At 58.4% G+C, this 13,533-nt stretch carries 11 protein-coding genes and 1 pseudogene; 5 read left to right on the top strand and 7 right to left on the bottom strand.

Annotation, left to right across the window (positions count from 1 at the left end):
- Positions 1-93: 93 nt before the first annotated feature.
- A complete protein-coding gene (locus tag FQ755_RS00250; protein ID WP_144150116.1) occupies positions 94-1,002 on the bottom strand; it encodes a LysR family transcriptional regulator in 909 nt (302 codons plus the stop codon).
- A 145-nt stretch (positions 1,003-1,147) separates the two neighbouring features.
- Between FQ755_RS00250 and FQ755_RS00255 the strand changes: the two genes are divergently transcribed.
- Entirely contained in the window at positions 1,148-1,900 is a 753-nt protein-coding gene (locus FQ755_RS00255) for an SDR family oxidoreductase (protein ID WP_144150117.1), read from the top strand.
- Between the two features lie 293 nt (positions 1,901-2,193).
- Here the strand turns inward: FQ755_RS00255 and FQ755_RS00260 are convergent, their stop codons facing one another.
- Together FQ755_RS00260 and FQ755_RS00265 are read right to left on the bottom strand one after the other, a co-directional pair.
- Complete coding sequence (locus FQ755_RS00260; protein WP_144150118.1) at positions 2,194-2,598, bottom strand: Hsp20/alpha crystallin family protein; 405 nt, start codon at positions 2,596-2,598, stop codon at positions 2,194-2,196.
- A gap of 14 nt (positions 2,599-2,612) precedes the next feature.
- The gene (locus FQ755_RS00265) at positions 2,613-3,053 is read right to left on the bottom strand and encodes an Hsp20/alpha crystallin family protein (RefSeq protein WP_144150119.1); all 441 of its coding nucleotides are present in this window, start codon (positions 3,051-3,053) and stop codon (positions 2,613-2,615) included.
- A gap of 262 nt (positions 3,054-3,315) precedes the next feature.
- On the opposite strand from FQ755_RS00265, the gene FQ755_RS00270 reads away from it, so the two are divergent.
- The 3 genes from FQ755_RS00270 to FQ755_RS00280 all read left to right on the top strand — a co-directional run bounded on the left by FQ755_RS00270 (position 3,316) and on the right by FQ755_RS00280 (position 7,390).
- Complete coding sequence (locus FQ755_RS00270) at positions 3,316-3,702, top strand: hypothetical protein (protein WP_144150120.1); 387 nt, start codon at positions 3,316-3,318, stop codon at positions 3,700-3,702.
- A gap of 628 nt (positions 3,703-4,330) precedes the next feature.
- Positions 4,331-5,830: a DUF1254 domain-containing protein gene (locus tag FQ755_RS00275; protein WP_144150121.1), complete on the top strand. Its 1,500-nt coding sequence runs from the start codon at positions 4,331-4,333 to the stop codon at positions 5,828-5,830.
- Between the two features lie 45 nt (positions 5,831-5,875).
- Entirely contained in the window at positions 5,876-7,390 is a 1,515-nt protein-coding gene (locus FQ755_RS00280; protein ID WP_144150122.1) for a DUF1254 domain-containing protein, read from the top strand.
- Positions 7,391-7,417: 27 nt separating this feature from the next.
- On the opposite strand, the pseudogene FQ755_RS37905 reads toward FQ755_RS00280, so the two are convergent.
- Positions 7,418-7,510 (bottom strand): annotated as a pseudogene (locus FQ755_RS37905) (integrase); the annotation flags it as partial.
- Positions 7,511-7,746: 236 nt separating this feature from the next.
- Positions 7,747-9,486: a D-lactate dehydrogenase gene (gene dld, locus FQ755_RS00290; RefSeq protein WP_144150123.1), complete on the bottom strand. Its 1,740-nt coding sequence runs from the start codon at positions 9,484-9,486 to the stop codon at positions 7,747-7,749.
- A gap of 153 nt (positions 9,487-9,639) precedes the next feature.
- On the opposite strand from dld, the gene FQ755_RS00295 reads away from it, so the two are divergent.
- Positions 9,640-10,539 (top strand): LysR family transcriptional regulator, encoded by a 900-nt coding sequence (locus FQ755_RS00295; protein ID WP_144150124.1) that lies wholly within the window; start codon positions 9,640-9,642, stop codon positions 10,537-10,539.
- Positions 10,540-10,931: 392 nt separating this feature from the next.
- Here FQ755_RS00295 and FQ755_RS00300 read toward each other — a convergent pair whose 3' ends face one another.
- Positions 10,932-12,542, bottom strand: coding sequence for a hypothetical protein (locus FQ755_RS00300; protein ID WP_144150125.1), 1,611 nt, complete (start codon positions 12,540-12,542; stop codon positions 10,932-10,934).
- A gap of 5 nt (positions 12,543-12,547) precedes the next feature.
- Complete coding sequence (locus FQ755_RS00305) at positions 12,548-13,267, bottom strand: hypothetical protein (RefSeq protein ID WP_144150126.1); 720 nt, start codon at positions 13,265-13,267, stop codon at positions 12,548-12,550.
- Positions 13,268-13,533 lie beyond the last annotated feature (266 nt).

The following is a 13,533-nucleotide window of genomic DNA, read 5'->3' on the forward strand; positions in this document are numbered from 1 at the left end:
TTCGACCCCGAGCCGCCGTTCGCACACCTATCCGCCCAAGACCGCTTCCCGCGCACACCGGACATTGGAATGCCCGGTACAAAAAAATCCGGGCTACTGCGAACGTTCCCGTTCACGCACATTAAGCGCTGGAACGCTGGAAAACGCATGTGCAATGAAGTCCATGAATGCGATGGCCCGCTTCGGGAGCAGACGGTTCGCCGCATATAGAATCTGGATCGGTACCGGCGCCGCAGTATGTTCGCTCAACAGCAATACAAGGTTGCCACTTTTTAGTCCGTCATCGAATAGCCAACGCGGTCCGTGCGCGATGCCAATGCCCGAACTCACAGCCTGCTGGACGGCTTGGGGAGAATTGACGCGCAGCCGCCCAGACACCGGCTCCTGGCGATTCAGGAAGTGCCATGTGTTGCCCGACGACAGCAACGTATAGACGATGCAATCATGCTCACTCAGGTCGTCGGGCACTTGCGGCGTGCCGCGTTTGGCAAGATAGCTGAGGCTTGCCACGCAGACCCGCTCGAAGAGTCCGATGCGCCGCGCACGCAATGTGCTGTCTTCGAGGTGTCCAATGCGGATCGCGAGTTCGGCACCCTCGTCGATCAGATTGACATACCCATCGCCGATTTGCAGATCGAGTTCCAGCCCAGGATAACGCGCGAGAAAATCAGGAATCGTCGGCATAACAAACGTGTGCGCCAGCGCGCTCGGGCAAGCGACCCGCAGCAAGCCCGTCGGCGCGACTTGAGCGCGAACCGCAGAATCGGCCTCGTTGACAGCATCGAGAATGCGCCTGACTTCAGCGTAGTAGCGCTCGCCCTCCGGCGTGAGCGACAACCTGCGCGTGGACCGATGCAACAACCGGGCTTGCAGATGCTCTTCCAGCGCGGCAACGTAACGGCTCACGTTAGGCTGACCGAGCCCCAGGTCACGTCCGGCAGCCGAAAAACTTCCCATCTCCACCGTTCGGGCAAAGCAGTTCATGACCAGGAAACGGTCCATTTCAATCTCCATTCATGCCGTTGGAGCATGAAATATATACGAATGGACCATCTTATCGCTCTGCCGGCATGAGTTCATTCTTCGAGGCAGCAGATGGGCGGCGTTTCCGTCCGTCTTGCACTGTCACCCTTAAAGGAGAACATCCATGTCACGTTTGCAAGGAAAGCGCACGCTCATCACCGGCGGCACCAGCGGTATCGGGCTCGAAACGGCCAAACAGTTTCTCGCCGAAGGCGCGCGCGTCGTCGTGACCGGCAACGATCCCGACCGCATCGCCAAAGCACAGATCGAACTTGGCAAGGACGTACTCGTGTTACGCGCAGATTCGGGGAGCGTCGTTGAGCAGCAGCGTCTTGCGCAGGCCGTCGTCGACCACTACGGACGACTCGACGCAGCGTTTCTCAACGCGGGGATATCCGTCTGGGTGCCGATCGAGGGGTGGACGGAACAGATGTTTGACCGCTCGTTCGATATCAACGTCAAGGGGCCGTACTTCTTGATCCAGGCGTTGCTGCCGGTATTCGCGAATCCGGCGTCGATTGTGCTCAACACCTCGATCAACGCGCACGTGGGCGCGGCGCGCTCGTCGGTGTACGCGGCGACCAAGGCAGCCTTACTGAATCTGTCGAAGACGCTGTCGGGCGAACTGATCGAGCGCGGCATCCGCGTCAACGCGGTCAGCCCGGGCCCGATCGACACGCCGCTTTACGACAAGCTCGGCATTCCCGATGCGTATCGCGAGCAGGTCAACAAGGACATTGTCGCAACCATTCCGTATGGTCGCTTCGGCAAGCCGGAAGAGGTCGCGAAGGCCGTGGTTTATCTCGCGTCCGACGAGTCGAAGTGGACGGTCGGCTCCGAAATGGTCGTCGACGGTGGCCGCACGCTGAACCGCTGACTGCTTCGGTTCGCTATCTGGCCCGACGTCACGAAGCGATAGAGGATGCCTTCGTGCATTGGCAGGTCTTCCGGCTTACGCGGTCGTCCCGTTCGCACGAAATAGTCCGGCGACCCGACCACCGCCCCTCTGACTGGCGGCGTAAGCCTGACGGTGGCCGAGTCCTTCTCAATGGACTCTTCCTGCCGGATGCCTGCATCGTACCGGCCGACAGCAAGTTCGACGGCGCCCTCGTCGAGCGACAGATCAAGCGTCACGTCTGGAACCCGTGTCGGCCGCGGCCTTTCATTCCGTTAATCCGCCCGTACATCAATGCGGCGCGGACGCGCTTCTTCGCGACGCGGGATGCAGAGTTTCAGCACGCCGCCTTGCAGATTGGCGTCGACCCTGGACGTATCGAAATCCTCGCTCAGGGTGAAGGCCCGCGCGAAATGCGGCGCGCGAATCTCTGCATGGTGCAGCCGCAGATCGCCGGGCGTGGGCACCACCGCCTCCGCTTCGATATATAACCGCCCATCGTGCACCTTCACGTCGAGCTTGTCGCGCGATACGCCGGGCAGGTCGGCCCACAGGGTGATGCCGTGGCTGTCCTCGATGATGTCGACGGCCGGTGTAAGCGTTAAACGGCGGGCGTTGTCCTGGTTACTACGGGCCACACTGCTGGTATCTCGCTGCGCGATTTGAGTCGTGTCGTTCATGGCTTCCTCCTCGTTCACTGGATGGTGATGGCGCGCGGCTTCGAGGCCTCGCGCTTGCCGATCCGGATGGTCAGGCAACCGTTCGAATAGCCCGCTTCGACCTTGTCCGGATCAGCGTTTTGCGGCAGTTCGATCACGCGCCGGAACGTGCCAAAAAAACGCTCCTTGGCGTAGGCGCGGGTTTCGCTCCCCGCCGCCGACTCGGGCGCCTTGCGCTCGCCGGCAATGGTCAAAGTGCCCTTGTCGACGGTCACTTCGAACGTGCCTGGGTCGATGCCTGGTGCGAATGCAACGATGTCGATGGACTCGTCGGTGGTGCCGATGTTAAGAGGCGGGAATGCGTCCGTGCGGCTCGAGCGGATGCTCGATGGAAGGTTGCCGAACAGCGCCGACATCTGCCGTTGCAGACGATCGAGTTCCCCAAACAGGTCGTTGCTAAAGTAGAAGTCACTCATGATTTAATCTCCCGTGATGCGAAATGATCAAAGGCGTCCACCTGCTGCCGCGCCCCGACGAAGCGCACGCGGTCGCACTTCCTGGAGACGCTGTATGGGCGGCGCGCGTCGCCTTTGCGGCCCAAAAATAGGTGCGTGACCAGGACTTTCAATATCGGTAGATCGAATATTGACTGCGCCTCAATATATTCCGTCGGATATATTGAAACACCCGGCGGGAGCCCTTATTTGCACCGCGCGGATTGTTCTGGAAGGAGCCAATATGGAATTCGATACCGACTGGGTGACGCTTGGCAAACACCGTGTCCGGCTGCACGCGACTCGCGGCTTTCCAGCCGAACGGCTGCGCGTCGTGGCCGAGGTCGCGCGGCTGGCCGTTGAAAGCAACATGAGCGCGCGGGCACGCCTCGTGGAAGTCGTGTTTCGCGATCAGGACGGCGCGTATGACATCGCCGTTGGCACGACCATCGCCGAAGACCGCTTGTGCGCGGCGCCGATCGAAGCGGCCCTTGCCACGATCCTCGGCCTCACCCCAGAACAGGTGGTGTTGACGGTAAAGGCCGTCTCTCAGGACGAGGTGGACTTGAGCTTCGGCACTTACGAGCGGTTGCTGGCGCAGAAGATCGGCGCCACCGCCGCGATCCAGTAGTTCGTTCGCGCTAGCACGGCGCTGAGAGTTGCCACGGAGTTCAATGCGACCGCTCTGACGCCGCGCCGTTGTTGCTTTCGTATCGACCTGGCTCGAACTTGCAGCGCCTCGCACCCGGTAGCCGGGCGCGCCTGCGGACTCGACCGGCCATAGCAATCTTGTGAGCGGCCACTCAGGAGCACGGGGTGAACGTCTCAAAGTGGCCGCGAGTCGCCCCATTCTTCGGGCACATGTCGACGCGAGAGAGCATTCGAACAACGGTAACGCTTTCGTTCAAGTTGCTAGCAACCGCCACGTCTCCTCATCGCAGAGGCCCACGTATCCTGATTCTCATGCCACGTGTTCAGCTTTCGACTGCCCCCTAACGCATGCATCGCGGTCTGGGCGGAACATGCGTTCCACCCGGGTTGCGCATTGATCTGATTCAAGACGCATGGTCCTCGTCTGCTAGTTCGCGAACGAAAACTTAGGCGCTTGCGGCCCCTTGGGCCAAGGGGCATACTGCCTGGGCGTTTCGTATGTTTTCTGGCGTCTGGTTTCAGCGCGGAATCATTGGCGAGCCCCGGAGCAGTGGCGGACGGGCTGCGTGCTGGCAGGCGTCCCAATGGCGATCCGAGATAACAAGACGATGCAAAAACGTACGCAGTTGCACGCGCTCCTTCCGCTCGCAGTTTCCGCGATCTTCAGCACCGCTGCTTTTGCCCAGTCCCCCGCGGTCGACGAACACGGCTGGGCGGGCACCGGCACACTCGCTACCCGCTACGGCAGCTTCGACTTCCGGGGTGGATATCCCACCGCAGATGCCAGCCGCAAGCTCGATGACGTCCTCGTGCTGAACCGCGCCGTTGAGGTGTATCTCGCCCAGATGCCCGCGGTCTCGTGGTACCGCGTCTGGAAAGGCGTGGCGGGCGCTGGCCAGGCTGTGCCCAACCAGCTTGTGGTGTGGGAAAGCCTCATGAACGCTGGCACGCTGCTCCTCACCGGCAATTCGGAAACCGTCTATGCGATGTGTGCAATCGATCTCAAGCGTGACGGTCCGGTCGTAGTAGAGGCGCCGCCACATCTGCTGGGCGGCGCTTCCGATCTCTGGCAGGGCGAAGTGGCTGGCATCGGCCCGACCGGTGACGACAAGGGCCGCGGCGGCAAATTCCTCTTCCTGCCACCTGACTGGCACGGCACCGTGCCGCCAGGCTACATAGTCAAACGCTCGCCCACATACCGCGTTGTGTTGGGTGTACGCGGCTTCCTCGTCGACGGTAAGCCCGACCGGGCCGTGGCACTCATCAAGTCCGCGCGCATTTATCCGCTGGCGAACGCGTCGAACCCGCCGAAGACGACCACTGTGGACGGATCGACCACGCGCATCGACACGATCTTCGATGACGACTACCAATACTTCGACGACCTCGCCACGATCATCGCGAGCGAGCCGACGAACGCCGTCCCGTCGCACGACCGGTTCATGCTGACGCAGATTGGCATCGAGCACGACAGGCCGTTCGCTCCCGACGCTGACCGCCGCGTGTTGCTCGACGAGGCGGGCAAGCTGGGCGGAGCGATCGCGCGCGAGAACACGTTTGCTTCGAAGGACCCGGCGCGGCTCATCTATCCGGATCGCCATTGGGAGTGGTTATTCATCGGCGGCAGCGCAACGTGGGATCCGCAGGGCTACCTGAACACGGACCGCCGCGCGGGCTTCGCGTATGCCGCCATCGGCATGTCGCCCGCGATGGTCGCGCAGGTCGTCGGCGCGGGCTCGCAATACGCGTGGACGCCGCGCGACGCAAACGGCGCGTATCTCGACGGCGCGAAGAATTATCGTATGCATCTGCCGCCGAATGTGCCCGTGAAAAACTTCTGGTCGGTCGTGGTGTATGACGCGCAGACACGCTCGATGCTCGACAATGGCCAGCCGTTCCCCACGGTGAGCCAGTACACGGGACCGGTTGTGAACGCCGACGGCTCAGTGGACATCTATTTTGGCCCGGAGGCACCCACCGGCCACGCGAAGAACTGGATTCGCACGATATCGGGCAAAGGCTGGTTCCCGATCCTGCGCCTCTACGGCCCGCTCAAACCGTTTTTTGACAAATCCTGGAAGCCGGACGACATCGTTCCGCTTTCCTGATTGACGCGCTTAGCCTCGAAGATCATCCATTCGAACGGAGCATCCATGCCTGAAACCGTGAAGCATACGCGCGCGCTGAGCGTATTCGCGCTTGCCGCGCTCGCCGCGTGCACGAGTGCATCGCCGCCCGCGAGCTACAGGATGACCACGCCGATCCCCGTGCAGATCACCACGCCCGCCTCCGTGGACACGCGCATCGGCACGCTGTCCTATTTCGATGGTGTCCCCACGCCGCAAACCGCCGACAAGGTTTACGACAACCTCGTCTTCATGCGCGGCGTGGAAGCATTCCTGAATGGCATTCCGGGCGCTTCGATGGTGGCCATCCGCACCGGCCTGCGCAGTGTGGGTGCGACGGGCAGCACGGTTGGAGTATTCGAGTCGCTGATGGACTCGAAGTCGCTCTTTCTCACGGCGAACACGGAAACTGTGTACTTCTGGAACTGGATGGACCTGAAGGATGGGCCAGTCGTCGTGGAGACCCCACCTGATATTCTCGGCGTCGTTGACGACTTCTGGTTCCGCTACGTGACCGACATGGGCAACGCAGGACCGGACAAGGGTAAAGGCGGCAAGTACCTCTTTGTTCCGCCGGGCTACACGGGCGCACTTCCATCGAGCGGCTACATCATCGTGAGGTCTTCCACTTACGGCAACCTGCTTTTCGGCCGGGCATTCATGAAGAACGGCGACCCACGTCCAGGCGTGGCGAGCCTGAAAGCCGGGCTCCGCGTGTACCCTCTTGCTCAGGTAGCGAATCCGCCCGCGACGCAGTTCATCGATCTTTCGGGCAAAGCAATCAATACGGTCCACGCAAATAACATCGAGTTCTACGACGAGATCAACCAGATTGTGCAGGAGGAACCCGCCGGATCGTATGGCCCAGACATGACCGGCCTGTTCGCCTCGATCGGCATGGTAAAGGGCAAGCCGTTCGCCCCCGACGCCCACGTGAAGACGATTTTGACCGACGCGGTGGCCGTGGGCAATACGACCGCACGCGCGATCGATTTCGCGAACCGCAATCCGGCTGCGCTGATCTACCCCGACGGACACTGGACGACACCGTTTATTGGCGGTAGTTACCAATGGCTCAACGACGGCGCTCGCAATTTTGATGCGCGCACGATGTTCTTCTATGCCGCCACGGTCGACACGCCTGCGATGGCGGTCGCAATGCCGGGCATCGGTTCGCAATACGCAGCGGCGAATGTCGACGCCGCGGGGAAGCCGTTCGATGGCGGAAACCGCTATGTGTTGCATGTGCCCGCGAATGTGCCGGTAAAAGACTTTTGGTCGGTTGTCGTGTATGACACCCAGACGCGCTCGATGCTGCAGACGGATCAGCAGTTCCCCAGTCTTTCGAGCGAGAAAAACCTGCAAAAGAACCGGGACGGGTCTGTCGACGTGTACTTCGGGCCGACACCGCCTGCCGGCCACGAAACGAACTGGGTACAGACGCTCCCAGGCAAGGCGTGGTTTACGATTTTCCGACTATATGGACCGCTGCAGCCGTGGTTCGACCATAGCTGGAAGCTGCCAGACATCACGGCCGCGTAATGCCGTCGAATTGGCTGCAACGCGACAGATTTCTCGGAGCTTTAGTGGCGGTTTCTGCCCAGTGAGTTTGCCCTTGTTCCAAGGCACACGATGGACAATGACAGCATTGCCGGATTTCATAACAATCTCCATTCAAGCGAAGGGAGATTGAGTGCGCGCCGCTTCGGGCGGTCGCTACCCGCCCCCGAAGGCGACTAGCGACCAATCTCAAGGTGTATCCCTTAACCGCCCACGACCGCACCTTGACCACAGCGCCTGTACATACACCTTAGCAACAATTCGCCATTTTCGTTGCCCCGGGGCCAGAGGACAGAAGCGGGCCGGACGGAACGCTATCGGCCGGCAATAGACCACAACTAGACCGCCGCTTCCCTATACTTCGCAAACTTCGACGTCTGTCCGATCCCCGGATTGAAACAGTTGCAGGGATCGAGCCGCTGATAGAACGCGGCGAGTTCGGGCTTCGCGCGGTACAGATGGCCAACGTTATGTTCCGCCGGATATTCGGCGCCACGGCGGTCCAGCAGCGTCCACATCCTGTGTTCGACTTCAAGGCAGTCGTTGCCCTTCCTGACGATGTAATCCTGATGGAACACGTGACAGAGAAAGTGGCCGTAGTACAACTTGATAGCGATCTTTTCTTCGATCTCGGCGGGCAGCGTCTCGATCCAGTCGCGGTCATTGCGTCGCAGTGCGATATCCAGCGCGACGATGTTCTCCACTTCCTGGGCATGCACGGCGCGATAGCGCACGGCTGCGCCGGCGGCAGCGAAGCGATGCAGGAACGCTTTCCTGCCTTCTTCGTCGGTGCATTCGAAATAGCCGCCAGTGGCGTTTGCGAAGAACCCTGAGAGGAAGGCTCGTGTCTCCTCTACGCTTTCGGACGAGACCTTCAGCATCAGGTGATGCTCGTACCTTTCACGATAATGTTTCATTCGCGGCGGCAGATGGCTCGGGAAAAGCCGGCTCGCAGCTTGCATAACGCGATCAGAGAGATGCGAAGGAAGAAAGCCGAGGCGATCGAACAAGGCATCGAAACGACTTTTTAGCCCGAACAGCGCGGGCAATCGCGACGTGCCGAGGTAGTTGATCGCGAGGAAAGTATCCTTGCCATACTCCTCAGCGATGTCGAAGGCGTCGCGATGGAGATATTCGCCCGAGATTGGCAAATGCTTGAACTCGTGCAGCGCGTGACGGCGAATCTCGGTAAGTTCGTCAGGTACGTTCGTACCGATGTAGAACACCTTTGCGTTCTGTTCAATCGGAAACGTGTCGAGCCGCACGCCAAACACCATTATCTTGCCGGCTGAGCCTGACGCTTCATGGAGGCGCTGCGGATCGGCGTTGAAGCGCGCCGGCGTATCGGCATCGATCTCACGAACATGAGTCGCGTAGCCATGATCGGACCCGGCACCTGCGTTGTGGCGAACATCTGCATCGGTGAACTCGCCACGCTCGAGCCGGCCAAGGATATCCTCGGGCGTGTCACCGAGTTCGATTCCCAGATGATTGACGAGATTCAGTTTTCCCGCTGCATCCACCTGCCCGAATACCGCCATTTCCGTATATGCGGGGCCGCGCTGCACCAGCGCGCCGCCCGAGTTGTTGCAGACCCCGCCGAATACCGACGCGCCGATACAACTCGAGCCGATCACCGAATGCGGCTCACGGCCAATGGGTTTCAATGTCTTCTCCAACTGGTCGAGCGTCGCCCCGGGAAGACAGACGACCTGCTTGCCATCGTCGATCACGTACACCTTCTTCATGCGGCTCGTGCTGACAATCACGATGTCGCGATCATAGTCGTTGCCGTCCGGTGTCGAGCCGCCGGTGAGGCCCGTGTTCGAGGCTTGCGTGATCACGATCACATTGGCCGCGATGCACGCCTGCAGCACTTTCCATTGTTCGACGATTGTGCCGGGGCGGACCACTGCGAGCGCCTTACCGGTGCCAAACCGGAAGCCGGTACGGTAGCGGCGGGTAGCGCCATCATCGGTCAGCGTGTGCTTCTTGCCGACGATGTTGCGCAGATCCGCCACCAAAGTGGAAGCCATACTGTCCTGCACGGCTGCCGACGGTGCACGCGTTGCTGACATTGAATTCTCCTGAAGAAACATTGAGTGGGACGCGCATCGGCTTCAATCGACCGGGCAGGTGTGACCTTTGAGCGCATCGGGTTGACACAAGGTTAAAATCAGGCCACTCATTAGTCCAATATCTCAAAGTCACTTTTCGGAGACGAAAAAGATATGGAATTTCGCCAGTTACGCTACTTCCTCGCCGTGGCCGAGCATCTGCATTTCACGGATGCCGCGACGCACCTGGGCATCGCCCAGCCGCCGTTAAGCCAGCAGATCCTCAAGCTCGAGCGGGAAATCGGCACTCCCCTGTTCGTCCGGCATCCGCGCCGCGTCGAATTGACCGAAGCAGGACGGCTGTTTCGTGAGAGCGCGCGACGCATTGTCGAGGACGCGCAACAGGCATTCGTCGAAGCACAGAACGCGGGACGTGGGACGACGGGCCGGCTTTCGCTGGGTTTTGCAGGTTCGACGGTGTTTCACCCGATGGTCGCGACGACAATGCAACAGTACCGGCATGCGTATGAGCGCGTGTCGATCAGTTGCGAGGAGAGCAACAGTTCGGCGCTGCTCGACAAGGTCGCGGAGCGCCAGCTCGATGCCGCGCTGGTACGCATGCCGCTGAATTGCAGGGATCTGATCGTAGAACCCTTGGCCGACGAAGACATGTTGGCGGTGCTACCGGCGAAGCATCGCCTGAGCCGGCGACGGCGCATCGATCTGGCAGAGCTTGCTGACGATCCGTTCATCCTTTTTCCACGGCCGATCGGCCCGGATCTGCATGACTCGATCATCGGTGCCTGCCGCCAGGCCGGTTTTGCTCTCTCGATCAGCATGGAATCGCCACAGATCTCATCGGCGGCGAACCTCGTCGCGGCTGGGTTCGGTGTGGCAGTGGTTCCTGCATCGATCCGGCAGATCCAGGTCGAAGGCGTGTCTTATCACGAGCTGAAGGGAAAACCGCTTTCTACGGGTATCGCGCTAATTCATCGGCAGCGCGAAAAATCGCCGACCGTGCAGAATCTTGTACGGATCTTGCGGCAGCAGCGAGCGGCCGCTCGCGCGGCATGATGGGTGCGAGAGTACGCCATGCCGAGGTAGCTCGAAGTGTCGGCTGCCGACATGGACCTGTGAATTTTGGCTTGGCACTTCCCCGCAAGGCCGAAGATCGCCAGTTGGCTGCGGGCGTATTGGGATCCCGCTGAGGTCGCAATCTGTCGGACACGAACGGCCGTAATGGACCTAACACCAGCCGTGCACCGCAAGCAGATGGATGTCTGCGTTGGCCGGTCACTGCTTCATACGGTCGGCGTGAAATGCCGGATCACCCTGGGGCATTGACCGTCAGTACGCGACCCATTTCGGTCATCCAGCCAAGCTCCAAACAGACGTTCGATCTGACGGCGCGCCTGTGCCAGAAGCTTGGCAGCCTTCGCAATTTAGTTTGGCGGCTGTGTTCGTTATCAGCCCGACAGATACTCGAGTACCGCGGCAACCGCTGCATTGCGCATTCGGCGCGCACGCACATCTCCAACGTAATTTGCTTCTTTAAGCTTCGCCTCCGTCGCATTCAAGACATCGCGCACAGTCTTCAGCCCAAGTTCCGCTAACTTTTCTAACTGCCATGCCGTCAAATCCAGTACTGTGGCCGGCCTGTTCAGTTGAACATTGAGCGCCAACTCCATGCCGTCGTTTGTGATTTGCGCTGCCTGATCTGTCAGCTTTTTATATGATGGAACATTCGACCCATATTCGGTCATCCTCTTCGGAGTCAATTGCTTCGCAATTTCAAACGCCGAATTTGTCGGAGATACTTCGAGCGCGAAAAGACAGCCTAAATTAATCACGTAGCGCTTTCCGATTTCGGCCCGGCTTGCCTTGATGCCGGTCGCATGCTCCACCACAATGCCAGTGTATGCAAGGACTCGCAAAGCTTCTTTTACCAGTTCCGGCGCGTCTCTATGAATCCAAAAGAAAGCGGACGTTGCTTTGTCGGAAGCCAAATATTGTTCATTTTTCGCCTTGATGTCTGGAAGCACTTGGGTTTCAATAAAATCTCTACCCCAATCAATTAAAGCTTTATGCCCTAGATATTTTTCGGACAGCGTCGAGTGTTCGGCCCAGATATCGGTTCGATAAAATTCCCTAATTGTCTCGTTTACTTGTTGGGAATTGACTTTTGGACATTGAGCAATCGTTTTCAGCAACAGACGTGGATTACCGGTCGCAGCGTAAGCCAGAGTGGAGAAATTTTTTCCATACTGGGCGATTTGAGCGAGAAGGTTGCTATCCGCCTGTTTTTGGACGATTTCCCGCATATTTTCTACATAGTCATCGGCGAGAATGTCGCGATCGATGGTAAGCATCGTCGCGTCGTGAACCGGTTGAAAAGTCTCGCCGAACGTCGTTACGCCCGGATAAACCGCAGCATTGCAAGTAATGCAGTGCGAACGCAGATCTCTAAACATCGTAAAGAACTGCCGCTGTTGTTCCGGCAAAAATATGTGGGCGGCCTCATCGAAGAGAAGGGCAAAGCGAGAAATATTGAGTTCCTCGCCCAAATCTTCTAACGCTTCCTTGAAGTCATCAATACTAGGAAGATCGTCTGCGTCCACTGCGATTTTCGGCGTTTTCCAAGAAGCTTCGTATGCGTCAGCGATTTCCTCAATCTTCGTGCGCCCAATCGACGTCGTCACGGCCCCCCCAGCAAGCAGCCCAATTGTCTTGGGCATGCCGCCGAGCAGGCCAGCTTTTGCTAGGCCTCTCATCACCGACGAGCAAATTCTTGCGAGCATCCAATGTTTGAACTGGTCCGGATCCGACGACTGTAGCAAGGAACTTCTGACGAAGCTGATGTAGATCGGGAACACACGATCCACTTCGAACGCATCCATGAGTTCCTTTTGTGCCACTCGAAGCAAGAATGACTTGCCCACGCCTCGACTTCCTACCAAAACGACGGGATTTCTATTTTTCAGCGCGTCAACGATCTGCCGGTCTTTCGAGGTTTCAACGAAATAATCAAGCACCTCTTCAGGCCGGATATCCTCGGTTCGAAAGAAAAAGTCTGCCATGGTAATCAGCCCATCGCTGGTTGTGAGAACATTGCCTGAACCGGCGGCAAATTTCCAAGCGCATCCGTAATTATCGGCTCCATTCGATCCGTTGCCTCTTTAGTAACGTAATTCAGGTAGCGAGCGGAGAAGGCAAAAATGATCGCCAATCGCATTGTTTCCGCTTTTTCATGCCAAGAAAAAAAAGCTTGTTTTTGAAATACAATGTCAGCAGGAAGGATCACATGAGTGCCGGCATTTCCGTGCACAAACTCCGAACATTCACGATATACAGCCTCAGCAATCGCTAAATATTGCTTGCCACAGTCCGCAAATGCCGGATTAAACGCCCTAATAAAATTAGTCGAAAATACGCCGCCTTGCGGATCTTTCAACGCATTCCAGTTTATATCTTTCGAATCTTTCGCCCACATTCGATAGTCGATTTCGTGCGCCGAAAATTGCACGGTGGCGAGCATGAGTTCGAAGAAAAGCCTGAGTCCACCGAAAGCGTGCCTATATTGGCCGGAAGTTAATGCAAAAAGGGCGAATTGATATTCTTTTACTGCAGAATCGAGGACGGCTACTTCTGGCCGATTCGCAATAGCCATTTTTATCGAATCGTAATCGAGGAGATAATTATGGGATGTTATTAGCGCCTCATTTGCCCCGGTCGCGCCGACCATCGTTTCTATGACGATGTCCGAGTTCTTTAAAAGAGCACGATAATGCTCGATTATATCCATTAGGATCCCCTGTTCTGCAACGAATATGGCGCGAGGACAACAAAAAATAGCTATCGCGTTCTAGCCGCACGCAATACCACGTGCCCGCCGACATATCCCGATTGTCGGCGATTCTGAGGCGATTGTCGAATGGCTGATTGTGGCCGGCAACCGCCCCATGCCATTAGCATGACTTGCCCATATCTTTAACAGCTTCGAACACCCCTTCCCGACGCCAGGCCGCCATCACCAAGATCCTGCCCGGCAGGTCACGACATACGTGATAT

The sequence above is a fragment of the Paraburkholderia sp. BCC1885 genome, assembly GCF_900996235.1.
Lineage (GTDB): Bacteria > Pseudomonadota > Gammaproteobacteria > Burkholderiales > Burkholderiaceae > Paraburkholderia.